Here is a 24,081-nt window from a genome sequence, read left to right as displayed (position 1 = left end):
TACGCAGGGCGCATACTCGCGAACGTGACGGAGTTTGCGCGCTACATCGCCGAAGAGATCGCCACCGACCACGTCGACGGGTTGTTGTCACGTCGCGAAGCCTTGCGCCGGCTCGGTCTGCTGGGTCTTAGCGCCGGTGCGGCAAGCGCGTTGATCGCCGCCTGCGGGGCGGGCGGCAAGAAGTCGCCGACAGCGGCGACGACAGGCACGCAGGCGGTCACGTCGGCACCGCCGGGGATGGATCACGCGCTGCCCACGCAACCGGTGACCTGGGCGGGGCCGTCCGGCTCGCTGCAGGGCGCGTGGGCCGCCGCGACGACACCTCGGGGCGGCGTGTTGGTGATCCACGAGAACAAGGGGCTCAACGATTGGGTGCGGTCGGTGGCGGGGCGGTTCGCGGGCGCCGGGTACTCCGCGCTGGCGATCGACCTGCTGTCCGAGGAAGGCGGCACGGGACGGTTCAGCGACCCGGCGCAGGCGACGGCCACACTGGGCAAGGTGCCGCCGGCGCGGTTCGTGGCCGACCTGAAGTCCGGGGTGGCCGAGCTGCAGCGGCGGGTCGGCGGCTTGAAGGTGGCCACGGTCGGCTTCTGCTTCGGCGGTGGGATGGTGTGGCAGCTGCTGGCGTCTGGCGAGCCCGCGCTGTCGGCCGCGGTGCCGTTCTACGGGCCACTGCCCGACAATCCGGACTTCTCGCGCTCCAAGGCTGCTGTGTTGGCGATCTATGCCGCGCTGGACAACCGGGTGACGTCGTCGAAAGATGCTGCGGTGGCGGCGCTCAATCGCGCCGGGCTGGTGAATGAGGTTGTCGTCGAGCCGGATTCGGACCATGCGTTCTTCAACGACACCGGTCCGCGCTACAACCCAGCGGCCGCCGCCAACGCATGGAGCCGCGTGCTGGACTGGTTCGGGCGTTACGTCAGTTCGTAGGGCGGTGCCCCGACCCCGGTGATCGAATAGCCGCCCCAGGGCGTCTTCTCGGTGATCCGGGCGTGGGCTCGTTGTGTCGCCGTGGCGATGGTGACGGGGCGGTGGGGCAGTTCGGCGGCGCCGAAAACCGTTCCCTGCCAGTGGAATCTGCCGTCGATCGGGTCCAGGCGGCCGGCCAGCCTGACGCGCACCCGGTGGGTCTGGTCGTCGACGGTCAGGGTGGCGGGTCCGTCGTAGACCTCACGGCTGTGGTGATTGACGTCGAAAGCCTTGTCCGGCAGCGTTTTTCGCGCACGCTGGGCGTACTGCTGTTGGGCGCTGCGACGTACCTCGATCCGGGTACCGTCGTGGTTCTGCAGGAGCTTCACACATGCGTCGATGCAGTCCCGCTGCTGCGCGGTGTTCGCAGCGTCGGGTCCGTCGAGCAGGAAGTAGTTGGGGAAGCCGTGCACGGCGACGCCGAGGTACGCGGTGGCCGCGTCATGCCACGCCTGCTGGATGGTCAGCCCGCTCGCGCCCACCAGCGCGTCGTCGGGCAAGTTCGTCGCGAGGCGACATGCAGTGGCGAAGACGACGGCGTCGGCGCTGTGGTGGACGCCGTCGGTGGTGCGGATCCCGGCCGGCGTGATGGCTTCGACGGGTTGGCTGACGTGGCGCGGCTGCGTGATGGCGCGGCGACGGAACAAGCGCCGCTTGACGTTTCGCGTCTGCCAGATGGGTGGGCAGTCGAACAGTGTCACGTCGGCGCCCTGGAGGCGACCGACGACGTGCGCCGCGCGTGCGCCGATCACCGCGATGCGCCGTCCGGTCGGGTCGAAGCCGGCGGGCCACTGCGTCCAATGGAATGACGGCCCGCGAAAGACGTTGTCCGGCAGAGTCGTCTGGTGCAGCCTTCGGCGGACGTCGACGACCACGTGCGCTCGTCGCTCGTCGCCGCCGCTGGTGCGCACCAGCCAGCTATCGGTGGCGTCGTCGAACCGCGCCGCGACCACGTCGTCGGCTTCGAGCACCCCGATCACAGGAACTTCGTGCGCTTCCACAACCGCCGCGCGATCGGACCCATCAGGCCGACCTCGTCGAGAAACGCTGCCAGCGGGGCGAATCCGGCCCGCTGCGCCGCGTGGTAGTGCGGGTTGGCGCGCGCGATCTTGCGGGCCTGGCGACCGTCGAGGCCGGCGCGGCTGTACGGGACCGGGTTGGTGAACAGGTAGCGGAAGAACACCCCGCCGAGGCCGTTGATGTTGGCTACCCAGAACTTGGGCAGCCTGGGCATCTCCGCGACCCGCTTGCGCACACCGTCGCGCGCGAACTGGATGTGGCGTGCTTCCTCGGTGACGTGAATCCGCATGAGCCGCTGCACCATTGGCTGCAGTTCGGGGTCGTCCATCATCTGGCGCTGCAGCGAGTCGAAGATCTCCTCGCCGATCAGCGCGGCAACCCACATGAACGCGCCGCGGAACACCAGCGGCAGCGAGTTGATGATCCAGCGCTGATAGCGTCGCGGCTGCACCGGGCGGGCGCCCACGCGCTCGATCGCCTTGCCGAACATCACCATGTGGCGGGTCTCGTCGCCGAGCTCGGTCAACGCGTAGTGAGTGGAATTGGCGGTGGGGTCGCGGTGCAGGACGTGGCGCAGCAGCGACTGGTTGAGCATGTTCTCGAACCAGATGCCCGCCGACAACGTGTTGACGAACTCCTGGCGGGACAGTTCGATCTGCTGCGCACGGGTCATCGCGTCCCACATCGGGGTGCCGTAGAGCGAGACGACCTTGGGCGGCAGGTAGAACTTGTCAGGATCCAGGGACGCGTCCCAGTCGATGTCGACCACCGGCTCGTAGCTCTTCTTCACCGAGCCTTTGAGCAGTCGTTCTGAGAACTCTTCGCGGGTTGTCGACTTGGTCGGGGTAGTCACCGTTGACGTCCCTTCGGTCAGGGTCTGCTCATTCGACGCTAAGTCGGCGTTCGCGCATTAGTCAATACCCCGGGTACCGGATACTCGGGGTACTACGTCGGGTCGTAGCAGTACCCTTGCGGCATGACCCGCCGCATTCACGTGATCGGCATCGGTGCTGGCGACCCGGAATACGTTACGGTCCAAGCGATTTCGGCGCTCAACGCTACGGACGTGTTCTTTGTGATGGACAAGGGCGACGCGAAGAGCGACCTGGTGGCGTGGCGGCGCGCGATCTGCGAGCGGTTCATCCACCCGTCGCGGTCCTACCGGTTCGTCGAGCTGCCCGATCCACCCCGCGCCCGCGACGGCGACTACGCGGCCGCGGTGAGCGACTGGCACGCGGCCCGGGCACAGCTGTGGGCCGACGCGATCGCCGGTGCGCTGAGGCCCGGCGAGGTCGGGGCCTTCTTGGCGTGGGGTGACCCGGCGCTGTACGACAGCACGCTGCGGATCCTCGACGCCGTCGCGGCACGCGTCGACATCGACTACGACGTGATACCGGGTATCACTGCGATCCAGGCGCTTACCGCCCGGCATCGCTTGCCGCTCAACGACATTGGCGAGCCGGTGCTGCTGACCACCGGCCGCAAGCTCGACCCCGGATTCTCGGGCACCGTCGTCGTCATGCTCGACGGCGACTGCGCATTCCGCAAATGCCCGGCTGCCACCCGCATTTGGTGGGGTGCGTACCTGGGCACCGAGCACGAGCTGCTGGCATCTGGCACGGTCGGTGACATCGGCGACCAGATCGTCGCAATGCGCGCCGACGCCAGGGCACGCCGCGGCTGGATCATGGACACGTATCTGTTGCGCTCAGCCACGTGAGACGTTCGTGACAGGATCGGCCGCATGGCTGCGTTTTTCCTGCGTGCCGCGCTGACCGGATTGGCGCTGTGGGTGGTCACGCTCATGCTGCGACCAGCGCTGGACTTCGTCGGCGGCGACACGACGCTGCAAAAGGCCGGGATCGTCTTCGTCGTCGCGGTGATCTTCGGCGCGGTCAACGCGGTGATCAAGCCCGTCGTGCAGATCCTGTCGATCCCCCTCTACATTCTGACGCTGGGGTTGATCCACGTGGTGATCAACGCGCTGATGTTGTGGATCACCGCATGGATCACCAAGAACACCACCGGCTGGGGGCTGTTCATCGACCACTTCTGGTGGACCGCGATCTGGGCGGCGATCCTGCTGTCGATCGTCAGCTGGCTGCTGGGACTGGCGACACGCAACGTCGGACGCGCTCGCGACTGACCGGCACACTGGACACATGCCCGAACTGCCCGAGGTGGAAGCACTCGCCGACCACCTGCGTCGCCACGCCGTCGGACTGACCGTCGGGCGCATCGATGTGTCGGCGTTCTCCGTGCTCAAGACCTTCGACCCACCCCTCACCGCGCTGCACGGCCAGACCGTGACAGGCGCGAACCGGTGGGGCAAATACCTCGGCCTGCAAGCCGGCGGGCTGCACCTGATCACCCATCTGTCGCGCGCCGGCTGGCTGCGATGGTCCGACAAGCTCGCCGCCGCGCCGCTGAAACCCGGCAAGGGGCCGATCGCGCTGCGCGTGCACCTCGACCCGCCGGGGCCGCCGGGCCCGCCGGCTTCGGGTTTCGACCTCACTGAGGCCGGCACCCAGAAGCGCCTGGCGGTGTGGCTGGTCGACGACCCCGCCAAGGTGCCCGGGATCGCCACGCTCGGCCCCGACGCGCTGGAGCTCTCGCCCGAGCAGCTGGCTGCCGTGCTGGCCGGCAACAGCGGCCGGCTCAAAACCGTGCTCACCGACCAGAAGGTGATCGCCGGGATCGGCAACGCCTACAGCGACGAAATCCTGCACACGGCCAAGCTCTCGCCGTTCGCGACGGCCGCCAAACTGACACCCGAGCAAGTGTCGGAGCTGCACGACGCGATGATCTCGGTGCTGACCGACGCGGTGCAGCGTTCCGTCGGCCAGCAGGCAGCGACGCTGAAGGGCGAAAAGCGTTCGGGCTTGAGGGTTCACGCCCGCACCGGCTTGCCGTGTCCGGTGTGCGGCGACACCGTGCGGGAAGTGTCGTTCGCCGACAAGTCATTTCAGTACTGCCCCACCTGCCAGACCGGCGGCAAGGTGCTGGCCGACCGGAGGCTGTCCCGCCTGCTGAAATAGGCTGTCGGGGTGACCCGCCAGAAGATCCTCATCACCGGAGCCAGCTCGGGGCTGGGCGCCGGCATGGCGCGTGAGTTCGCCGCCAAGGGCCGCGACCTCGCGCTGTGCGCCCGTCGCACCGACCGTCTCGACGAGCTGAAAGCGGAGCTGACTGCCCGCCACCCGAACGTCAAGGTGGCCGTCGCCGAGCTCGACGTCAACGACCACGAGCAGGTGCCCAAGGTGTTCGCGGCGCTGTCCGACGAGCTCGGCGGCGTCGACCGGGTGATCGTCAACGCCGGCATCGGCAAGGGCTGGCCGCTGGGTGAAGGCAAGCTCTGGGCCAACAAGGCGACGATCGAGACCAACCTCGTGGCGGCGCTCGTGCAGATCGAAACGGCGCTGGAGATGTTCAAGAAGTCCGGCTCCGGTCATCTGGTGCTGATCTCGTCGGTGCTCGGCAACAAGGGCGTGCCCGGCGTCAAAGCGGCGTATGCGGCGAGCAAGGCGGGGCTGTCGTCACTGGGGGAGTCGCTGCGGGCCGAATACGTCGACGGGCCGATCAAGGTGACGGTGATCGAGCCGGGCTACATCGAATCCGAGATGACGGCGAAGTCCACCTCCACGATGCTGATGGTGGACAACCAGACCGGTGTGCGGGCGATCGTCGACGCGATCGAGCGTGAACGTGGGCGGGCGATCGTGCCGAGCTGGCCGTGGCTGCCACTGGTGCAATTGCTCAAGGTGCTGCCACCGCGGTTCGCGAGGCGATTCGCATGAGCCGCCGCGCCGCCGTCGCATGCGCCGGCGCGCTGACCGCGCTGGCGGTGGCGGCCTGTGGCGCAGGCGACCGGCACGTGGACACCAGCGCCGCGCCGGGCGCGGCACCCACGACTGCGGCTACCTCGGCGACTGCCGCCCCGGCGCCGGCCGGGCCGGCAGCCGGATTCGCCGATGTGGTCGAGCAGGTCAGCCCCAGCGTCGTGACGGTGCAGACCGACGGCGGGGAGGGCAGCGGCGTGGTATTGCGGCCAGACGTCGTGGTGACCAACGCCCACGTCGTCGGCAACGCCCGCGACGTCACGCTCAGCTTCGCCGACGGCGCGCAGGCCCGCGGCGCCGTGCTGGCCCTCGACGTCGTCACCGACCTGGCGGTGATCCGATCCGAGCGCTCGGGTCTGCCGGTACCGCAGTTCCGGGCGGAGCTGCCGCGGCCCGGCGAATGGGCAGTGGTGATCGGCAGCCCGCTGGGATTCCAGAACTCGGTGACCGCGGGCGTCATCTCCGGCCTGCACCGCGACATCCCGGGCTCCGCGGCGCAGACGTCGTCGCTGGTCGACTTGATCCAGACCGACGCGCCGATCTCCCCGGGCAACTCAGGCGGCGCGCTGCTGGATGCCAACGGCCGCGTCGTCGGCATCAACGAGGCCTACATCCCGCCGGCCGTCGGCGCGGTGTCGCTGGGTTTTGCCATCCCGACGTCGACGGCGATGGACATCGCAAACCAGTTGCTGGACAAGGGAAGAGCCACCCACCCATTCCTGGGCGTCAGCATCGGCCAGCTGACGCCCGCGATCCAACAGCGCCTAGGTGTGCAGGTGGACCACGGCGCGTTGGTCACGGCCGTCGACCGTGGATCACCGGCCGCTGCCGCCGGCTTGCGGCCCGGCGACGTGATCGTCGAGTTCGACGGCAAGCCGGTCGACACCGTCGAGGATCTGCTGGCCGGACTGCGCCGCACGCAACCCGGTGCCCAAGCCGAGGTCGCGTTCATGCGGGGCAGTGACCGTCAGCAGGCCACCGTGACCGTCGGCTCCCGCTAGGACTACGGGACGCGGCCGCGTTCGCTGCGGTAGCGCCGCACCAGCGCGTCGGTGGAGCTGTCGGACTGCGCAGCCGGCGACGCGTCCCCCGTGATCACCGGCAGCAGGGCCTTGGCCTGCGTCTTGCCCAGCTCCACGCCCCACTGGTCGAACGAGTCGATGCCCCAGATGACGCCCTCCGTGAACACGATGTGCTCGTACAGTGCGATCAGCTGCCCCACCACCGACGGGGTCAGCGCAGTCGCCAGGATCGTTGTCGACGGTCGGTTGCCGGGCATCACCTTGTGCGGCACCACATCTGGTGGCGTGCCTTCGGCGGCGATCTCCGATGCGGTCTTGCCGAACGCCAGCACCTGCGTCTGCGCGAAGAAGTTGCTCATCAACAGGTCGTGCATGCTGCCGCGACCGTCAGCTGTGGCCAAATCGTCTGTGGGCCTGCTGAATCCGATGAAGTCGGCGGGAATCAGCCGCGTACCCTGATGCAGCAGTTGGTAGAACGCGTGCTGGCCGTTGGTTCCCGGCTCGCCCCAGAAGATCTCGCCCGTCGAACACGTCACCGGCGATCCGTCGATGCGCACCGACTTGCCGTTGGACTCCATGGTCAGCTGCTGCAGGTAGGCGGGAAAGCGTGCCAGATCGTTGGAGTAGGGGAGCACCGCACGCGTCTCGGCGCCGAAGAAGTTGTTGTACCAGATGCCCAGAAGACCAAGCAGCACAGGCGCATTCGCGTCCAGCGGTGCCGTCTTGAAATGCGTGTCCACCGCGTGGAACCCGGCGAGGAACTCCGCAAACCGCGACCGCCCGATGACGGCCATCAACGACAGCCCGATCGCCGAGTCCACCGAATACCGCCCGCCGACCCAGTCCCAGAACCCGAACATGTTGTCGGTGTTGATCCCGAAGTCGTCGACGAGCTTGCGGTTCGTCGACACCGCGACGAAGTGCTTGGCGACGGCCGCATCCCCCAGCGCGTCCGTCAGCCACCGCCGCGCGGCGGTCGCGTTGGTCAACGTCTCCAACGTCGAAAACGTCTTGGACGCAACGATGAACAACGTCTTGGCCGGGTCGAGATCCGCGAGCACCGCCACCAGATCGGCCGGGTCGACGTTGGAGACGAACCGCGCCGAGATCCCCGCGTCGGCGTAGTGCCGCAGCGCCTGATACACCATCACCGGGCCCAGATCCGACCCGCCGATGCCGATGTTGACGACAGTCGTGATCCGCTCACCCGTCGCACCGGTCCATTCGCCGCTGCGCAGCCGATCGGTGAAATCGCCCATCCGGTCCAGCACCTCGTGCACGTCGGCGACCACGTCGCGTCCGTCGACGGTCAACGACGCGCCCCGGGGCAGCCGCAGCGCGGTGTGCAGCACCGCGCGGTCCTCGGAGGTGTTGATGTGCACGCCGGCGAACATGTCGTCGCGGCGTCGCTCCAGACCCGCTGCCCGGGCCAGATCGACGAGCAGTGACAGCGTCTGGCGAGTGACCCGGTGCTTGCTGTAGTCGACGTACAGGTCGCCGACGCTGACGGTCAGCTCACGCCCGCGGTCGGGATCCTCGGCGAAGAACTCCCGAAGGTGCTTGGTGGCGATCTGATCGTGGTGGCGCTGCAGCGCACTCCACGCGGATGACGCAGTGATGTCGGCAATTTGCGCGGCCATGGATCAGACCCTAGTAGCTTGCGGCAGGGCGCTTCCGACCTCCGAGGAGACCGTCGCGAACCCCGCCGCCCGGCGGATTGCCGCAAATGCGGCCATCATCGCGTCGGTGGCTTCGTGCGTGTCGGTGAACGTCTGGTCGTCGGCGAGCACCGAGATGTTCAGCTGATCGACGTAGCTCCACACCGTGATGTTCACCGCCGCGCCCGCGGCGATCGGGCCGACGGAGTAGATCTCGCTGACCACCGCGCCCGCGATGCTGCCCCGCTGCCGCGGCCCCCGCACGTTCGAAACCACCAGAATCAGCAGCGAATTCGGCGCCTGCCGCTTCGAGAGCCAGCGGAACGTCTCGATCACCGCGGCGGGCGGCACGTACTCCAGCCAACGACCCACAGTGCTGGGCCCGAGTAGCTGATGGTTCTCCTTGGCGACACCGGCGGCCAGCGCGGTCAGCCGCACGCGTTGCAGCGGATCGTCGACGTGTACCGGCAGCGACACCAGCATCGTGCTCAACGCATTGCCCGTGATGCGGTCCGGCGACGTGTCGATCGCCGCCGGAACCGAAGCCACCAGCGGCGCGTCGGCGTGGCCGTCGTAGCGCAGCAGCAGCTCGCGCAGTGCGCCCGCCGCCGTCGCCAGCACCAGGTCGTTGAGCGTGATGCCCAGACTCTTGCTCGTCTCCTTGGCCTCCGGCAGCGAAAGTGTCGCGCTCGCAAAGGTTCTCGCCGGCGAGACCTTGTGATTCATGAACGTCGGCGGTGGGCGTCGAGCTAGCTCGGGATTGCGCCGGCGCTGGCGGGTGCGCCGCCGAAGCCGGTAGACGCCCGCCACCCCGTCGCGAGCCACCGACGGCAACTGGCGCAGTTGGCCGACGTGGTCACGCATCGCCGCGCGAATCAGCTCCGCCGCCGACGGGACCGCGGCCGGGCCGGGCGGCGGCCCGTCGTCCTCGGCGGAATCCGGCCACTCCATTCCCCGGGCCATCAGATTCGCCGACGCCACACCGTCGGCCAGCGCGTGGTGCACCTTGCCGATCACCGCCACGCGCCGGGCCGCCAAGCCGTCGGCGAAGTACATCTCCCACAGCGGGCGGCGGCGGTCCAGGGGAGTGCTGGCGATTTCGCCGATCACTTCGTCGAGCTCACGACGGCCGCCCGGCGCAGGCACCCGCACGTGGCGCAGGTGGTAGTCGAGGTCGACGGGAGCGTCCTCTAGCCACATCGGACGGTGCAGGTGAAACGGAATGTCGACGAGTTGATAGCGCAGCGGTTCCAGCGCGCTCAGCCGCTGCCGGAACACCTCGCGGAACGCCTCGAACGTCGGCTCGCCCTCGAAGGAACCGGTGTCGACCACGGCAATCTTCAGCGTGTGCTGGTGCACGTTGGGTGTCTCGCTGTAGAGCATCAACGCGTCCCAGCCGCTGAGTCGCTTCACGCGCTGAGAGCTGTGGCCCGCCGGTGCACTGATTCGATCGCCGCCCGCAGTCCCGGCCCGAACTTGTGTGGCGCAAGCGTGCAGCGCGCGTGGCCGGCGTCGACGGGCACCATGTGGGCGCCGGGGATCTGCTCGGCCAGCGCCTGCTGGCGCCGCGGCGAGAACACCCGGTCGCGCATCGTGACCACTACCGCGGTGGGCACGTCGATGTCGGCGACCCAGGGCCGCGAGTCGAACCTGACGAGCTCTGCGACCGACCGAGCGATCGCGGCCGGGCTGGTGCTGCGGAACTGATCCAAGATCCACTGGTGGTCGCCGCGCACCGGCTCGTCGGCGCACACAGCCGTGGTGCACCGCTGCGGCAGCGGGGTGAACGCGTCGATCAGCGCCGCGAAGATTCCCGTCGCCAGCCGCTCATAGCTTGCCCGCGACACCGACGCCGTGGCCGCGCACAGCACCAGCCCGTCCACCCGCTCGCGGTGCCGCTTCCACACTAGCTGGGCGACCATCGAGCCCATCGAGTAGCCGACCGGCACGAAACTGCGAACACCCAACGCATCGGCGACCGCGGCGACGTCGTCGGCGCAGTCCTCGAGCAGAAACCGCGGGGACGAGATGCCTTGGCCGTGGCCGCGCTGGTCGAAGATCACGACCCGGCCGAACGGGCGGATGACGTCGAGCACCGGGCACCACGTCATCAGCCCGGTGCAGGCCAGCGAATGCAGCAGCACATAGGTCGGCCCGTCGGATGGGCCCGAGTCCACCACGTAGGTGCTGCCGCGCCCGGGCAGGTCGACCAATCGGCCGGATGGCACCTCGTCGACCGTTGCCAACCCGGGAATGTTGGGTAGCCGGGGCATGTCGCGATTACAGCACGCACCAATGCGCCCGGACGGTCAAAGGAGTAAATGTCTGACTATGGATACCGACAAGCTGCTGTCGTCCGTGCCCACCGGCGTGTGGATCGGCGGTGAGGAACGCAAGGCAGCCAACACCTTCGATGTGAAAGACCCCTCCGACGACCACGTGCTGGTCTCGGTCGCCGACGCCACCGCCGACGACGCCAAAGCCGCCCTCGACGTCGCCGCGGGCGTGCAAGCCGACTGGGCCGCCACGCCGCCGCGCGAGCGCGGCGAGATCCTGCGCGCGGTGTTCGAGTCGATCACCGCCCGCGCGGACGACTTCGCCACGCTGATGACCCTCGAGATGGGCAAGGTGCTGCCCGAAAGCAAGAACGAGGTCACCTACGGCGCCGAGTTCTTCCGCTGGTTCGCCGAGGAGGCCGTCCGCTACCACGGCCGCTACGCGCCCAGCCCGGCCGGCAGCGGCCGCATCCTGGTGACCAAGCAGCCCGTCGGCCCGTGTTACGCGATCACCCCGTGGAACTTCCCGCTCGCGATGGGCACCCGCAAGATCGGGCCGGCGATGGCCGCCGGATGCACGATGATCGTCAAGCCCGCGCAAGAGACGCCGCTGACCATGCTGCTGCTGGCCAAGCTGATGGACGAGGCCGGGCTGCCCAAGGGCGTGCTGTCGGTGCTGCCCACCACCGACGCGAAATCGGTGACAGGTGCGCTGATCGACGACGGCCGGCTGCGCAAGCTGACGTTCACCGGCTCGACGGGCGTGGGCAAGGCGCTGGTGAAGCAGGGCGCCGACAAGCTGCTGCGGATGTCGATGGAGCTCGGCGGCAACGCGCCGTTCGTGGTGTTCGACGACGCCGACGTCGACGCGGCCGTGGAGGGCGCGCTGTTGGCCAAGATGCGCAACGGCGGGGAGGCCTGCACCGCGGCCAACCGGTTCCACGTCGCCAACGCGGTCCGCGAGGAGTTCACCGAGAAGCTGGTCAAACGGATGAGCGAGTTCACGCTGGGCAACGGCCTGGACTCGTCGGCGTCGCTGGGCCCGCTGATCAACGCCGACCAGCGACAGAAGGTCGAAGAGCTGGTCGACGATGCGGTGTCGCGCGGTGCGACGGTCGCAGTCGGCGGCAAGGCACCGGACGGGCCCGGCCACTTCTACCCGGCGACGGTGCTCACCGACGTGCCCGCAGACGCGCGCATCTTGCATGAGGAGGTGTTCGGCCCCGTCGCGCCGATCACCGGGTTCGACACTGAAGACGAGGGCATCGCCGCGGCCAACAACACCGAATACGGCCTCACCGCGTACATATACACCAAGTCGCTGGACCGGGCGCTGCGGGTGTCGGAGGCCATCGAATCCGGCATGGTGGGGGTGAACCGCGGCGTGATCTCCGATGCGGCCGCGCCGTTCGGCGGCGTCAAGGAATCGGGCTTCGGCCGTGAAGGCGGCTTCGAAGGCATCGAGGAGTACCTGGAAACCAAGTACATCGCGCTTCCGAAGTAGCCGCCGCCGGCTGTCGGCAAGAGGCGGCGTTGCGCAACCGGGTCCGAGGGCCGAATCGACCTAAGCTCTTCCCGGTGAAACAGCCCCGTCGACGCGCCGGTATCCCCGCGCTGGACGGCGTCCGTGCGATCGCCGTCGCGCTGGTTCTGCTCAGCCACGGTGGCATCCCCGGCGTGGCCGGCGGATTCGTCGGCGTCGACGTGTTCTTCGTGCTGTCCGGCTTTCTGATCACGTCGCTGCTGCTCGACGAGCTCGACTTCACGGGCCGCATCGACCTGCCCGCCTTCTGGCGCCGCCGCGCCAAACGCCTGCTGCCTGCGCTGGTGCTGATGGTGCTCGCAGTCGCGGCGGTCAGCGCGATGTTCCCGGCCGACGCCGTCGCGCGGTTGCGTGACGACGCCGTCGCCGCGTTCGTCTGGGTGGCCAATTGGAGCTTCATCGCCCGCCGCACCGATTACTTCACCGAAGGCGGCACACCGTCTCCGCTGCAGCACACGTGGTCGCTGGGCGTCGAGGAGCAGTACTACATCGTCTGGCCGCTGTTGCTGCTGGCCGTGGCGGCCGTGCTGGCCGCGCTGGCCCGCAAACGTCGGCGGCTGCTCATGCAGAACACCGTCCACCTCGCGGTGTTCGCGCTCGCCACCGCGGGCGCGATCGCGTCGGCCGCCGCCTCGGTCGTCATGGCCTCCGACGACGGGCTCAACCGCGTCTACTTCGGCACCGACACCCGAGCGCAGGCGCTGCTGATCGGCGCGGCCGCGTCGGCGCTGCTGGTGCGCAACTGGCCGGCACTGACGGGCGGGCATTTCGTCGTCCGGTCGGGGTGGGCGCGCTGGGTTGCCCGGGTGCTGCCGGTGCTGGGGCTGGCCGGGCTGGCGGTGGCTGTGCACGACGCCACCGGAACCGTCGGCGACTTCCGGCACGGCATGCTGCTGCTGGTCGCCGTCGCTGCGGTGGCCGTGATCGCGCCGGTGGCGCTGGACCAGCAGGGTGCGATCGCGCGGCTGCTTTCGGTCAAGCCGCTGGTGTGGCTCGGCGCGATCTCCTACGGCGTGTACCTGTGGCACTGGCCGGTGTTTCTGCTCCTCAACGGCGAGCGCACTGGCTGGTCCGGCGCGGGGCTGTTCGCGTTGCGGTGCGCGGTCACAGTGGCGCTGGCGTACGTGTCGTGGCGGGTGGTGGAGCAGCCGATCCGGCGCTGGCGGCCGGTGCGGGTGCCGCTGCTGGCGCTGGCCGGTGCGACGGTCGCAACGGCGATCGCGCTGACGGTCGTGGTGGTGCCGGCGTCGGTGCTGCCGTCGCAGAACGACGTGTCGACCGCCGCGGCCGTGCAGTCACCGCTGGAGCGGCCGGTGGTGGTGGCCCGCCAACAGGCCTCTGACCGCGGGCGGGTGGTGTCGGTGTTCGGCGACTCGGTCGGCTGGACGCTGATGCGCTATCTGCCGCCGACTCCGGGATACACGTTCGTCAACCACACGCTCGTCGGCTGCGGCATCGTGCGGGGCGGACCGTTCCGTTACTCGGCCGAATCGGGCAATCCGAAGCCGGAATGCGAATCCTGGCCGAGCCGCTGGGGCGGCCAGGTCGCCGTGGACAAGCCGGACGTGGTGCTGCTGGTGGTGGGGCGCTGGGAGACGATCGACCGGATGCACGACGGGCGCTGGACCCACGTCGGCGACCCGGCTTTCGACGCGTACCTGACGGGGGAGTTGCGTCAGGCGCTGACGGTGCTCGGGTCGACGGGCGCGCGGGTGGTGGTCACCACCGAGCCGTACAACCGGCGGGCGGAGAAAGCGGACGGCAGCTTGTACCCGGAGGATCAGCCCAGTCGGATCGACAACTGGAATGCATTGGTGCGCAACGTAGTTGGGCAGTTCCCGAATGCGCGGGTGCTGGATCTGAACAAGAAGCTGAGTCCGGGCGGCTACTACACCACGAAGGTCGACGGCATCAGGATGCGTAGCGACGGGGTGCACCCGACCGCGGAGGCGGTGAAGTGGCTGACGCCGTGGCTGCTCGACGCTCTGGCGCCGAGGTAGCTCGGTGCTAGCGCCCCAGCCGTCCGCGGCCCAGCCGCAGCAAAAGCATCGCCAGCTCACGGCCTTCGGGGCCGAGCTCGCTGTAGCGGGCGATCACCTTCATCTCGCGGCTGTGCACCAGGCGGGTGCCGCCGTGGGCCATCCGGGCCCGGCCGATCTCGCGCGAAACCTCGGTACGACGTTTCACCGCGGCCAGGATTTCGGCGTCGAGCTGGTCGATTTCATGACGCAGCTCGTCGATCTCCGGCGTCATTTCGATGTCGATCGTCATAGTAACTCCCCTCCCCCTTATTGCTGCCAGTTTGCTCTTGTTTGCGGATCACTTCCTTCTCCGGCCCCCCGCAAGAGCCGAACCCCGGGACCCGCTAGTGCGACTTCGGGGCTCTGAAGTGCGGTTATGCTCTTGGCACCCCTGAGGTATACCCATAGCAAAATCGCCGCCTGTAGAGCATGTGTCGAGTGTGCCACGAACTCGCCATGCCGCGCACATGAATGTCAGAACTCAGCGGTAAATTGAGGCTGACATGACTGCGCAACTCAGCTCGCAGACCGACGAACTCCTCGACGGCCTGAACCCTCAACAGCGCCAAGCGGTGCTGCACGAGGGCTCGCCACTACTCATTGTTGCAGGCGCCGGCTCGGGCAAAACCGCGGTGCTCACCCGGCGCATCGCCTATCTGCTCGCGGCGCGCGACGTCGGCCCCGGCCAGATCCTCGCGATCACGTTCACCAACAAGGCCGCCGCGGAAATGCGCGAGCGGGTGACCGCGCTCGTCGGCCCGCGGGCTCGCGCCATGTGGGTGTCGACGTTCCACTCGATGTGCGTGCGGATCCTTCGCAACCAGGCGTCGCTGATCAAGGGTCTCAACTCCAACTTCTCGATCTACGACGCCGACGACTCGCGGCGGCTTCTGATGATGATCGCCAAGGACATGGGGCTGGATACCAAGCGGTACTCGCCCCGGCTGCTGGCCAACTGCATCTCCAACCTGAAAAACGAGCTCGTCGATCCCGAGCAGGCGGCCGCCGACGTCTCGGAAAGCGGCGACGACCTCAACCGCATCGTCGCCGAGGTGTACGCCGAATACCAGCGCAGGCTGCGGGCCGCCAACGCGCTGGACTTCGACGACCTGATCGGTGAGACGGTGGCTGTGCTGCAACGCTTTCCGCAGATCGCCCAGTACTACCGGCGGCGGTTCCGTCACATCCTCGTCGACGAGTACCAGGACACCAACCACGCGCAGTACGTCTTGGTGCGCGAGTTGGCCGGCACGGAAAGCGACGACGACGTGCCGCCCGCAGAGCTGTGCGTGGTCGGCGACGCCGACCAGTCGATCTATGCGTTCCGCGGTGCGACGATCCGCAACATCGAGGAGTTCGAGCGCGACTACCCGAACGCGAAAACCATTCTGCTGGAACAGAATTACCGGTCGACGCAGAACATCCTGACCGCCGCCAACTCCGTCATCAAGCACAACAGCGGCCGCCGTGAGAAGCGGCTGTGGACCGACGCCGGTGAGGGAGAGCTGATCGTCGGCTATGTCGCCGACAACGAGCACGACGAAGCTGCGTTCGTCGCAAGCGAAATCGACCGCCTCGCCGATCGTGGCGACATCACCTACAACGACGTCGCGGTGTTCTACCGCACCAACAACTCGTCGCGCTCGCTGGAAGAGGTGTTCATCCGCGCCGGCATCCCGTACAAGGTCGTCGGCGGCGTCCGGTTCTACGAACGCAAGGAGATTCGCGACGTCGTCGCCTATCTGCGGGTGCTCGACAATCCCGGCGACTCGGTGAGCATGCGCCGGATCCTCAACACGCCGCGCCGCGGCATCGGTGACCGCGCCGAAGCGTGCGTCGCGGTGTACGCGGAGAACACCGGCTGCAGTTTCAACGAGGCGCTGCAGGCCGCGGCCGAGGGCCGGGTGCCGATGCTGAACACCCGGTCCGAGAAGGCGATCGCCGCGTTCGTCGAAATGATGGACGACTTGCGCTCTCGGCTCGACGACGAACTCGGTGAGTTGGTGGAGGCGGTGCTCAGCCGTACCGGCTACCGCGCCGAGCTGGAGGCGTCCAATGATCCGCAGGACCTGGCCCGGCTGGACAACCTCAATGAATTGGTAAGTGTCGCACACGAATTCAGCATCGATCTGGCCAACGCCGCGGCACTACGCAACGACGACGACGAAGACGTGCCCGAGACCGGAGCGCTGGCCGCGTTCCTGGAGCGGGTATCGCTGGTGGCCGACGCCGACGACATTCCCGAACACGGTGCCGGCGTGGTGACGCTGATGACGCTGCACACCGCCAAGGGTCTGGAGTTCCCCGTCGTGTTCGTCACCGGCTGGGAGGACGGCATGTTCCCCCACATGCGTGCGCTCGGCGATCCGGCGGAGCTCTCGGAGGAAAGGCGGCTGGCGTACGTCGGGATCACCCGGGCGCGTCAGCGGCTGTACGTCACGCGTGCGAAGGTGCGGTCGTCGTGGGGGCAACCGATGATGAACCCGGAGTCGCGGTTCCTGCGCGAGATCCCGCAGCATCTGATCGACTGGCGCAGAACGGACCCAGTGCCGTCGCGCAGCGCACCGGTCACCGGAGGCGCCTGGGCGGGGACGACTGCCTCTGGCGCGGGCCGGTTCGGTGGTGCCGAGATGCGCAGGCCCTCGCCGTCGCGCGCGGCGGCGGGTAAGCGGCCGCTGCTGGTGCTCGAGCCGGGCGACCGGGTCAGCCACGACAAGTACGGCCTGGGCCGCGTCGAGGAAGTCTCCGGGGTGGGCGAATCGGCGATGTCGCTGATCGACTTCGGCAGCGCCGGCCGCGTCAAGCTGATGCACAACCACGCTCCGCTGCAGAAGCTCTAGCGGTTTCGGGGGGCCGCACGGTGCCGTCAGGAAGTTGGTTTCTCGGGTTTCGCGCCGATGACATCGGGTACGACATGGTCAACTTCGGCTGAGGGGAGCGCACATTGATCACCAAAGATGCGATGAAACGAGCGTTGATTGCCGCAGCGGCGACGACAGCAGTTTTCGCGGCTCCGGTTGCGGGGCTGATGTGGAACGAGTCGGCGCCTGTCAATGCGGCGGGTTATCTGGCCGGTGGCCCATCTGGCTGTATCGACAGCACGGGCACCGCATGCGCTGGACCGAGCGGCGCGAACGCGAGCGTGCCGGGGGCGAGCGCCAACGCCGGACCGGCAGGCGCCAGTGCTGCTGTGCCCGGGGCCGATGCCAGCGCCGGACCCGCCGGTGTGAGCGCAAATGCGCCTGGTGCCAGCGCGAATGCCGGTCCCGCGGGCGCCAGTGCTGCTGTGCCCGGGGCCGATGCCAGCGCCGGACCCGCCGGTGTGAGCGCAAATGCGCGTGGGTCCAGCGCGAACGCCGGGCCAGCGGGCGCCAACGCCGATGTGCCTGGCGCGAATGCGAACGCCGGCCCCGCGGGCGCGAACGTCGGTGTGCCTGGCGCGAATGCCAACGCGGGCCCCGGTGGGGCCAGCGCATGCGCGAACGGTGTGGGCTGCGTCGGCGCCGGATAGCCAGCTTCAGCGATTTCGGTGCGCAAACGTACGCGGAGCGTCGTTTTGCGCACCGAAATCCGCTGTCCAGCGCCTGGTCGCGGGCGCGACAGCCAGCGCGATCGTCGCCACCGGCAGCACCGGTAAGGCTCTGAGGATTCCGGCCATGTGCGCGCCCGCGACGAAGATGCCGGAGAAGATCAGTAGCGCGAGCACCGCGGCCACCACAGACAGGTAGACCCCGACGCGCCGGCGCAGCAGCAACCCAATCACTCCGGTGATGGTGGCGGCGCCGAACACGGCCGTCAGGAACCCGACGCCCACGCAGAACAACCGGTCCGTGCGCCACCAGCCGGTGATCAACGCGGTCGCGACCACCGAGGTTGCCCAGCCGCTGAGAATGCTGACCGTCGAGGCGGCCACGGCGGTGGCGCTGCTCGGCAGATAGGCCTGGCCAGGGATGCGCACGGGCGCTGGCCGCACCACACCGGTCGCCGGCTCGTCAGACTCCGCGCCGGGCAGTGGCTGTCGGCGGATGATGCTGGTGCGGGTGTCGTCGCTCAGCGGCTCGTCGCTGACCCCCGCGTCCGGCCGGGGGGATAGGCCCGGTCGGATGCCGGCGGATGATCCCGGTGCAGCCCTCGTCGGACGGTTCACTGCGCTCGCGAAAGCTCGACGGCTCCTGGCCCGACGGCTCGTCGGAGGATGTCAACTGCTCAGGGGGTCAGCGCGCCGAGGTTGATGCCGCGCGCTGCCAGCCACGGCACCGGGTCGGTGCGCTGAGTGCCGTTGAGCAACACCTCGAAGTGTAGGTGCGGGCCGGTGGAATCGCCGCGGTTGCCGATCGTCGCGATCTGGTCGCCGGCCATCACCCGCTCGCCGATGGTGCAGTTGACCGTGTTGACGTGGCCGTACAGGGTCACGGTGCCGTCCGCGTGGCGCAGCTTCACCCACATGCCGAAGCCAGCGGCCGGACCTGCGTCGATCACCACCCCGTCCGAGGCCGCGAAGATCGGCGTGCCGATCGAGTTCGCGATGTCGATGCCGCCGTGCAGCACGCCCCAGCGGTAGCCGAACCCGGACGTGAAGATGCCGTGGGTCGGCATCGCGAACAGCGGCCGTGACAGCCGGGCCTCGCGGTCGGCGCGTTCCTGCGCGTAGGCGGCGCCGCGCGCCAGTTCCTCGCTGTGGACGAACGAGCTGGCCGCCGGGGTCACCGTCACCAATTGCACGCCGCTGCGGGCGGTTTCGACGGTCGCGCCGGACATCGACGTGCTGTCGGCGGCCAGCACCGTGTCGGTGGACCTGGTGTGGGAGCTCTGCACGGCGGCGTGGGCAGCGGCAGCGGCGGCGCCGGTGGCCATCGCTGCGATCAGCAGCCGTCCCTTGACCACGCTGCCCGACGTCGGATCTTTACGATGCTGGCCCCGGACCGGTGGGGCAGTCACCCGGGTTTCGGCGGGGTCGGCGCGGAACTCTCTGGGCACCGCGAGACGCAGCGGCGTCAGGTTGTCCGTGTCGTTGAGGTCGTCCAGTTCGGGAGCGCGCAGCACCTGCCAGTCGGCGTCGAAGGCGGCATTCTCACGGAATTCGACGTCGTCGAGGCTGCCGAACTCGTTGAACGGGATGATGTCGGTGACTTCGGTGTCTAGAGGGTCGATCCAGCGGCTCCGAGCGTTCGTCGTGGTTCGCAATGACGATCGGGACAAGCGGTGCTGGGCCAATCTGGGAAACCTTTACGCCGTGACCGAAACGTTATCTGGCTCCGGCAGACGTTAACCAACCGCTGACGGTTTGAGCAAACCGAGACCACCGGAACGTCGCCTTTTGTGACTTGAATCACGTGCAGCGGCGGTGACGTCGACCACATGGATGGCATGCGGTGAGGAGCGCGTCGGCGCGTGTCGATAAAGTTCCCACCGAGCCAGACCCGCACAGCTGAGCCCAAACCCGTCCGCCGACAGACAGTGAGCCGATGGATCTTTTCGAGTATCAGGCGAAAGAGCTGTTCGCCAAGCACAACGTCCCGACGACGCCCGGCCGCGTGACCACGACGGCCGAAGAGGCCAAAGCTATCGCTGAGGAAATCGGCAAGCCGGTGATGGTGAAAGCCCAGGTGAAGACCGGTGGCCGGGGCAAGGCAGGCGGTGTCAAGTACGCGGCGACACCTGACGAGGCGTACACGCACGCGCAGAACATCCTCGGCCTGGACATCAAGGGTCACGTCGTCAAGAAGCTGCTGGTCTCCGAAGCCAGCGACATCGCCGAGGAGTACTACATCTCCTTCCTGTTGGACCGCGCGAACCGCACGTATCTGGCGATGTGCTCGGTCGAGGGCGGCATGGAGATCGAGGAAGTGGCCGCCACCAAGCCGGACCGGCTCGCCAAGGTGCCGGTGGACGCGACCAAGGGCGTCGACGAGGCGTTTGCCCGCTCGATCGCCGAGCAAGGTCACCTGCCCGCCGAGGTGCTCGACGCCGCCGCGGTGACGATCTTGAAGCTGTGGGAGATGTTCGTCGCCGAGGACGCAACGCTCGTCGAGGTCAACCCGCTGGTGCGCACGCCCGACGACCAGATCCTGGCTCTCGACGGCAAGGTCACGCTGGACGCCAACGCCAGCTTCCGTCACCCCGACCATGCCGAGTTCGAGGACCGCGACGCCACCGACCCGCTGGAGCTCAAGGCCAAGGAGCACGACCTCAACTACGTCAAGCTCGACGGCCAGGTGGGCATCATCGGCAACGGCGCCGGCCTGGTGATGTCGACGCTCGACGTGGTCGCCTACGCCGGCGAGAAGCACGGCGGCGTCAAGCCGGCCAACTTCCTGGACATCGGCGGCGGCGCGTCGGCCGAGATCATGGCGGCCGGGCTGGACGTGGTGCTGGGCGACGAGCAGGTGAAGTCGGTGTTCGTCAACGTATTCGGCGGCATCACTGCCTGCGACGAGGTCGCCAACGGGATCGTCAACGCGCTGAAGATCCTGGGCGACGCTGCGACCAAGCCGCTGATCGTGCGGCTGGACGGCAACAACGTCGACGAGGGCCGGCGGATTCTGGCCGAGGCCAACCACCCGCTGGTGATCGAAATCGACACGATGGACGGCGCCGCCGACAAGGCCGCCGAAATGGCCGCGAGCGCCTGAAAGGACCACTGCTATGTCGATCTTTTTGAACAAGGACAGCAAGGTCATCGTCCAGGGCATCACCGGCGCTGAGGGCACGCGGCACACCGCGCGGATGCTCAAGGCCGGCACCCAGCTGGTCGGCGGCGTGAACGCGCGCAAGGCCGGCACGGCGGTCAGCCATAAGGACAAGGACGACAACGACGTCGAGCTCCCGGTGTTCGGCACGGTCGCCGAAGCGATGAAAGAGACCGGCGCCGACGTGTCCGTCGTCTTCGTGCCGCCGAAGTTCGCCAAGGACGCGATCATCGAGGCCATCGACGCCGAGATACCGCTTCTGGTAGTGATCACCGAGGGAATCCCGGTGCAGGACACCGCTTTTGCGTGGCAGTACAACCTCAATAGGGGTGCGAAGACCCGCATCATCGGGCCGAACTGTCCGGGCATCATCACGCCGGGGGAGGCGCTGGCCGGGATCACGCCGGCCAACATCACCGGAACCGGCCCGATCGGGCTGGTGTCGAAGTCGGGCACGCTGACCTACCAGATGATGTTCGAGCTCAACGACTTCGGGTTCTCCACGTGCATCGGCATCGGCGGTGACCCGGTGATCGGGACCACGCACATCGACGCGATCGAGGCGTTCGAGAAGGATCCCGACACCAAGCTGATCGTGATGATCGGCGAGATCGGCGGCGACGCCGAGGAACGCGCCGCCGACTACATCAAGGCCAACGTGTCGAAGCCGGTCGTCGGCTACGTCGCGGGTTTCACCGCGCCGGAGGGCAAGACGATGGGCCATGCGGGGGCGATCGTGTCCGGCTCGTCGGGCACCGCGGCAGCCAAGAAGGAAGCGCTGGAGGCCGCGGGCGTCAAGGTGGGCAAGACCCCGTCGGCGACGGCCGAGCTGGCCCGGCAGATCCTCAAGAGCCTCTAGACGGCGGCGGCCAGCTTCCCGGCCAGTCGCTCGACGTACGCGGCGACCTCGTCCTCGCTGCGGTCGGGCAGCCCGAACAGCACCTCGGTGACGCCGAGTTCGGCCCAGCGCGCCAGCTTCTCGGGCACCGGCTTGAAGTCGAGTGCGACGATCTGCGGCGCGCCGTCGCGGCCGGCGTCGGCCCACACCTGCTGCAGCAGCCGCACCGGCTCGTCTATCTCGAAGTCACGCGGGGTGGTGATCCAGCCGTCGGCGCTGCGGGCGATCCACTTGAAGTTCTTCTCCGTACCGGCGGCGCCGACGAGCACCGGCACGTGCGACTGCACGGGTTTGGGCCACGCCCAGCTCGGCCCGAACTTCACGAACTCGCCGTCGTAGGAGGCCTCCTCCTGCGTCCACAGCGCCCGCATGGCCTCCAGGTACTCCCGCAGCGCGGTGCGGCGCCGGTTGCCCGGTATTCCGTGGTCGGCGAGTTCGTCTGTGTTCCAGCCGAAGCCGACGCCCAGGCTGACGCGGCCGCCGGACAGGTGGTCGAGCGTCGCGATCGATTTCGCCAGCGTGATCGGATCGTGCTCGACGGGCAGCGCCACCGCCGTCGACAACCGGATCCGTGATGTGACGGCGCAGGCTGTGCCCAGGCTCACCCAGGGGTCCAGGGTGCGCATGTAGCGGTCGTCGGGCAGCGACGCATCGCCGGTGGTCGGATGCGCGGCCTCGCGCTTGACGGGGATGTGGGTGTGCTCGGGCACGTAGAACGTGCGAAAGCCGTGGTCTTCGGCCAGCTTCGCGGCGGCGGCCGGGGTGATGCCGCGATCGCTGGTGAACAGAACGAGACCGTAATCCATGCCGAGAATTAGAACGTGTTCCAGTCGGCGCCCGCAAGGCAGGGTCCTCGGCTCGCCCGCGAGCAGACACCAAATCGCATGAATCGCCGCTCGGTAATGCGACTCCGCGTCTGCTCGGCGACAAGGTAGGGTCCTCGGCTCGGCACTACCCGGCGTCTCAGGTCGGTGCGCTAGCGTGGGGGCCGACCATCCAACGACCACCGATTGACCACCGAACGGACGCCGCCAACAGCACGGGAGAGGCTATGACCTACTCATCTGGAGCGCCCGGTTACCCGGGTGCGCAGCAGCAATCCGGCGGGTACGCCGCGACATCGCAATTCGCCAAGCCCGAGTCAGCCGACTCGGCGGCAAGCAAACTGCCCCTATACCTACTGGCCGCGGTTGCGGTCCTGGGGCTTGCCGAATACCTCCTCAGCTTCGGGCCGGTCTGGAAGTCCAGCGACTCGCCCTCCGGCGTGGTGAGCCTCGGCGTGATCGCGGCGTTGTTCGCCGCGCTGTTCGCTGCGATCGCCCTGCTGCCCAAGCAGCGCAACCACACCGCGGTTGTCACCGCGATCGCCGTCGTCGGCTTCCTGCTGACCATCTGGGAACTGATCAAGAACGCCGACGCCGCCGACTGGGCACTGATCGTCATCGTGGTGCTCGCGGCGCTGCAGACCCTCGCTGCGATCGGGGCGCTGCTGTTGGACGCCGGCGTGGTGACGCCGCCGGCGCCGCGGCCCAAGTACGACCCCTACCAGCAGTACGGCGGCTACTACGGCCAGCCGCAGCTGTCCGGCCCGCCCACCGGACCGCAGGGGGCGCCGCCGAGCTACCCGCAGCAGCACGGCTACCAGCAGCAGTACGGCGGCTACCAGGGCGGCCCGTCGACCGGCGGGTTCGGCGCGCACAGCCAGGGGCAGGGCGGCCAAGGTCCGGGTCAGCACGAGGGTCCGCCCACCCCGCCCACCGGATTTCCCACCTACGCCCAGCCGCCGAGCACGTCCGGTCTTGGTGAGCAGCAGCCGCAGCACGAGGCGCCCACTCAGCAGGTCCAGCAGGTGCGCCCGCAGGACCAGTCGCCGTCCGGTCCGCCGCCGGCATAGAAGGGCCCCGATACCCGGTTGGCCGCTAAGCCGTTAGTGGACCGCAACGGGGCGGCGGATCAGCGCCAGGCGCGCGACCTGCTGACGGTCGCGTTCGGTCCGTCGCTGGTGGCGCTCCTGGTGATCGCCGCCGTCGTGCTGATCCAGCTCGTCGCCGCCAACAGCGACATGACCGGCGCGCTCGGCGCGATCGCGAGCATGTGGCTGGGCGTGCACCAAGTGCCGGTGACCATCGGCGGCCGCGAGCTGGCG

General features: G+C 68.4%; 22 protein-coding genes and 2 pseudogenes. 14 read left to right on the top strand and 10 right to left on the bottom strand.

The window, feature by feature from the left end; translation table 11 throughout:
* The first annotated feature begins 24 nt into the window (after positions 1-24).
* The gene (locus tag AC5Y39_RS20365) at positions 25-930 is read left to right on the top strand and encodes a dienelactone hydrolase family protein (protein WP_500019470.1); all 906 of its coding nucleotides are present in this window, start codon (positions 25-27) and stop codon (positions 928-930) included.
* Here the strand turns inward: AC5Y39_RS20365 and AC5Y39_RS20360 are convergent.
* Positions 915-1,949, bottom strand: a complete 1,035-nt coding sequence (locus AC5Y39_RS20360) for a DUF4873 domain-containing protein (protein ID WP_500019468.1) — start codon at positions 1,947-1,949, stop codon at positions 915-917. The genes AC5Y39_RS20365 and AC5Y39_RS20360 overlap by 16 nt on opposite strands.
* Positions 1,946-2,842, bottom strand: a complete 897-nt coding sequence (locus tag AC5Y39_RS20355) for an AurF N-oxygenase family protein (RefSeq protein ID WP_500019466.1) — start codon at positions 2,840-2,842, stop codon at positions 1,946-1,948. Before AC5Y39_RS20355 ends, AC5Y39_RS20360 begins: the two co-directional genes overlap by 4 nt.
* A gap of 123 nt (positions 2,843-2,965) precedes the next feature.
* On the opposite strand from AC5Y39_RS20355, the gene cobF reads away from it, so the two are divergent.
* From cobF to AC5Y39_RS20325, 6 genes and pseudogenes are all read left to right on the top strand, one after another.
* Positions 2,966-3,709: a precorrin-6A synthase (deacetylating) gene (gene cobF, locus AC5Y39_RS20350; RefSeq protein WP_500019464.1), complete on the top strand. Its 744-nt coding sequence runs from the start codon at positions 2,966-2,968 to the stop codon at positions 3,707-3,709.
* Between the two features lie 24 nt (positions 3,710-3,733).
* Entirely contained in the window at positions 3,734-4,135 is a 402-nt protein-coding gene (locus AC5Y39_RS20345) for a phage holin family protein (RefSeq protein WP_500019462.1), read from the top strand.
* Between the two features lie 16 nt (positions 4,136-4,151).
* A pseudogene (locus tag AC5Y39_RS20340) lies at positions 4,152-4,394 on the top strand (DNA-formamidopyrimidine glycosylase family protein); the annotation flags it as partial.
* A 165-nt stretch (positions 4,395-4,559) separates the two neighbouring features.
* Positions 4,560-5,027, top strand: a complete 468-nt coding sequence (locus AC5Y39_RS20335) for a zinc finger domain-containing protein (RefSeq protein ID WP_499947984.1) — start codon at positions 4,560-4,562, stop codon at positions 5,025-5,027.
* Between the two features lie 9 nt (positions 5,028-5,036).
* Positions 5,037-5,786 (top strand): SDR family oxidoreductase, encoded by a 750-nt coding sequence (locus AC5Y39_RS20330; protein ID WP_500019460.1) that lies wholly within the window; start codon positions 5,037-5,039, stop codon positions 5,784-5,786.
* Positions 5,783-6,829: a S1C family serine protease gene (locus AC5Y39_RS20325; RefSeq protein ID WP_500019458.1), complete on the top strand. Its 1,047-nt coding sequence runs from the start codon at positions 5,783-5,785 to the stop codon at positions 6,827-6,829. The genes AC5Y39_RS20330 and AC5Y39_RS20325 overlap by 4 nt, the downstream gene beginning before the upstream one ends.
* A gap of 2 nt (positions 6,830-6,831) precedes the next feature.
* Here the strand turns inward: AC5Y39_RS20325 and pgi are convergent, their stop codons facing one another.
* From pgi to AC5Y39_RS20310, 3 genes are read right to left on the bottom strand one after another with little or no spacing between them, the layout of a single operon-like run.
* A complete protein-coding gene (gene pgi, locus AC5Y39_RS20320; protein ID WP_500019456.1) occupies positions 6,832-8,490 on the bottom strand; it encodes a glucose-6-phosphate isomerase in 1,659 nt (552 codons plus the stop codon).
* 3 nt (positions 8,491-8,493) lie between these two features.
* The gene (locus tag AC5Y39_RS20315; RefSeq protein ID WP_500019454.1) at positions 8,494-9,921 is read right to left on the bottom strand and encodes a WS/DGAT/MGAT family O-acyltransferase; all 1,428 of its coding nucleotides are present in this window, start codon (positions 9,919-9,921) and stop codon (positions 8,494-8,496) included.
* Positions 9,918-10,781, bottom strand: coding sequence for an alpha/beta fold hydrolase (locus tag AC5Y39_RS20310; RefSeq protein WP_500019452.1), 864 nt, complete (start codon positions 10,779-10,781; stop codon positions 9,918-9,920). Before AC5Y39_RS20310 ends, AC5Y39_RS20315 begins: the two co-directional genes overlap by 4 nt.
* 58 nt (positions 10,782-10,839) lie before the next feature.
* On the opposite strand from AC5Y39_RS20310, the gene AC5Y39_RS20305 reads away from it, so the two are divergent.
* Entirely contained in the window at positions 10,840-12,288 is a 1,449-nt protein-coding gene (locus AC5Y39_RS20305) for an NAD-dependent succinate-semialdehyde dehydrogenase (protein ID WP_500019450.1), read from the top strand.
* Between the two features lie 74 nt (positions 12,289-12,362).
* Positions 12,363-14,327: an acyltransferase family protein gene (locus AC5Y39_RS20300; RefSeq protein WP_500019449.1), complete on the top strand. Its 1,965-nt coding sequence runs from the start codon at positions 12,363-12,365 to the stop codon at positions 14,325-14,327.
* Positions 14,328-14,334: 7 nt separating this feature from the next.
* On the opposite strand, the gene AC5Y39_RS20295 is transcribed toward AC5Y39_RS20300, so the two are convergent.
* Positions 14,335-14,598, bottom strand: coding sequence for a chorismate mutase (locus AC5Y39_RS20295; RefSeq protein WP_499906523.1), 264 nt, complete (start codon positions 14,596-14,598; stop codon positions 14,335-14,337).
* Between the two features lie 253 nt (positions 14,599-14,851).
* On the opposite strand from AC5Y39_RS20295, the gene pcrA reads away from it, so the two are divergent.
* Positions 14,852-17,188, top strand: a complete 2,337-nt coding sequence (gene pcrA / locus AC5Y39_RS20290) for a DNA helicase PcrA (RefSeq protein WP_500019447.1) — start codon at positions 14,852-14,854, stop codon at positions 17,186-17,188.
* A 223-nt stretch (positions 17,189-17,411) separates the two neighbouring features.
* Here pcrA and AC5Y39_RS20285 read toward each other — a convergent pair whose 3' ends face one another.
* Genes AC5Y39_RS20285 through AC5Y39_RS20275 form a run of 3 tightly spaced genes read right to left on the bottom strand, consistent with a single transcriptional unit; the run spans position 17,412 to position 19,562 of the window.
* The gene (locus tag AC5Y39_RS20285) at positions 17,412-17,885 is read right to left on the bottom strand and encodes a hypothetical protein (protein WP_500048279.1); all 474 of its coding nucleotides are present in this window, start codon (positions 17,883-17,885) and stop codon (positions 17,412-17,414) included.
* Positions 17,866-18,495: a hypothetical protein gene (locus AC5Y39_RS20280; RefSeq protein WP_500019443.1), complete on the bottom strand. Its 630-nt coding sequence runs from the start codon at positions 18,493-18,495 to the stop codon at positions 17,866-17,868. Before AC5Y39_RS20280 ends, AC5Y39_RS20285 begins: the two co-directional genes overlap by 20 nt.
* 59 nt (positions 18,496-18,554) lie before the next feature.
* Positions 18,555-19,562: a M23 family metallopeptidase gene (locus AC5Y39_RS20275; RefSeq protein ID WP_500019441.1), complete on the bottom strand. Its 1,008-nt coding sequence runs from the start codon at positions 19,560-19,562 to the stop codon at positions 18,555-18,557.
* Between the two features lie 251 nt (positions 19,563-19,813).
* Here AC5Y39_RS20275 and sucC point away from each other — a divergent pair, with 251 nt between their 5' ends.
* The gene (gene sucC, locus AC5Y39_RS20270) at positions 19,814-20,980 is read left to right on the top strand and encodes an ADP-forming succinate--CoA ligase subunit beta (protein ID WP_500019439.1); all 1,167 of its coding nucleotides are present in this window, start codon (positions 19,814-19,816) and stop codon (positions 20,978-20,980) included.
* A 13-nt stretch (positions 20,981-20,993) separates the two neighbouring features.
* On the top strand, positions 20,994-21,896 hold the full coding sequence (gene sucD / locus AC5Y39_RS20265) for a succinate--CoA ligase subunit alpha (protein ID WP_500019437.1): 903 nt from the start codon (positions 20,994-20,996) through the stop codon (positions 21,894-21,896).
* Here the strand turns inward: sucD and AC5Y39_RS20260 are convergent.
* Positions 21,893-22,741, bottom strand: coding sequence for an LLM class F420-dependent oxidoreductase (locus tag AC5Y39_RS20260; protein ID WP_500019435.1), 849 nt, complete (start codon positions 22,739-22,741; stop codon positions 21,893-21,895). The two genes, sucD and AC5Y39_RS20260, sit on opposite strands and share 4 nt — an antisense overlap.
* A gap of 245 nt (positions 22,742-22,986) precedes the next feature.
* On the opposite strand from AC5Y39_RS20260, the gene AC5Y39_RS20255 reads away from it, so the two are divergent.
* Both AC5Y39_RS20255 and AC5Y39_RS20250 read left to right on the top strand, forming a co-directional pair.
* Entirely contained in the window at positions 22,987-23,829 is an 843-nt protein-coding gene (locus AC5Y39_RS20255) for a DUF5336 domain-containing protein (protein ID WP_500019433.1), read from the top strand.
* Between the two features lie 36 nt (positions 23,830-23,865).
* Positions 23,866-24,081: pseudogene (locus tag AC5Y39_RS20250) on the top strand (cell division protein PerM); the annotation flags it as partial.

It is taken from the genome of Mycobacterium sp. NGS39 (assembly GCF_059812765.1).
Note: the sequence above shows the minus strand (reverse complement) of the source record. Positions and strands in the feature narration are given on the sequence as shown.

Bases quoted from the DNA above. Each gene is read 5' to 3' on its own strand.
- AC5Y39_RS20305 (WP_500019450.1), top strand. From the start codon at position 10,840: ATGGATACCGACAAGCTGCTGTCGTCCGTGCCCACCGGCGTGTGGATC.
- AC5Y39_RS20295 (WP_499906523.1), bottom strand. From the start codon at position 14,598: ATGACGATCGACATCGAAATGACGCCGGAGATCGACGAGCTGCGTCAT.
- cobF (WP_500019464.1), top strand. From the start codon at position 2,966: ATGACCCGCCGCATTCACGTGATCGGCATCGGTGCTGGCGACCCGGAA.
- AC5Y39_RS20310 (WP_500019452.1), bottom strand. From the start codon at position 10,781: ATGCCCCGGCTACCCAACATTCCCGGGTTGGCAACGGTCGACGAGGTG.
- AC5Y39_RS20260 (WP_500019435.1), bottom strand. From the start codon at position 22,741: ATGGATTACGGTCTCGTTCTGTTCACCAGCGATCGCGGCATCACCCCG.
- sucD (WP_500019437.1), top strand. From the start codon at position 20,994: ATGTCGATCTTTTTGAACAAGGACAGCAAGGTCATCGTCCAGGGCATC.
- AC5Y39_RS20345 (WP_500019462.1), top strand. From the start codon at position 3,734: ATGGCTGCGTTTTTCCTGCGTGCCGCGCTGACCGGATTGGCGCTGTGG.
- pcrA (WP_500019447.1), top strand. From the start codon at position 14,852: ATGACTGCGCAACTCAGCTCGCAGACCGACGAACTCCTCGACGGCCTG.
- pgi (WP_500019456.1), bottom strand. From the start codon at position 8,490: ATGGCCGCGCAAATTGCCGACATCACTGCGTCATCCGCGTGGAGTGCG.
- AC5Y39_RS20325 (WP_500019458.1), top strand. From the start codon at position 5,783: ATGAGCCGCCGCGCCGCCGTCGCATGCGCCGGCGCGCTGACCGCGCTG.
- AC5Y39_RS20255 (WP_500019433.1), top strand. From the start codon at position 22,987: ATGACCTACTCATCTGGAGCGCCCGGTTACCCGGGTGCGCAGCAGCAA.
- sucC (WP_500019439.1), top strand. From the start codon at position 19,814: ATGGATCTTTTCGAGTATCAGGCGAAAGAGCTGTTCGCCAAGCACAAC.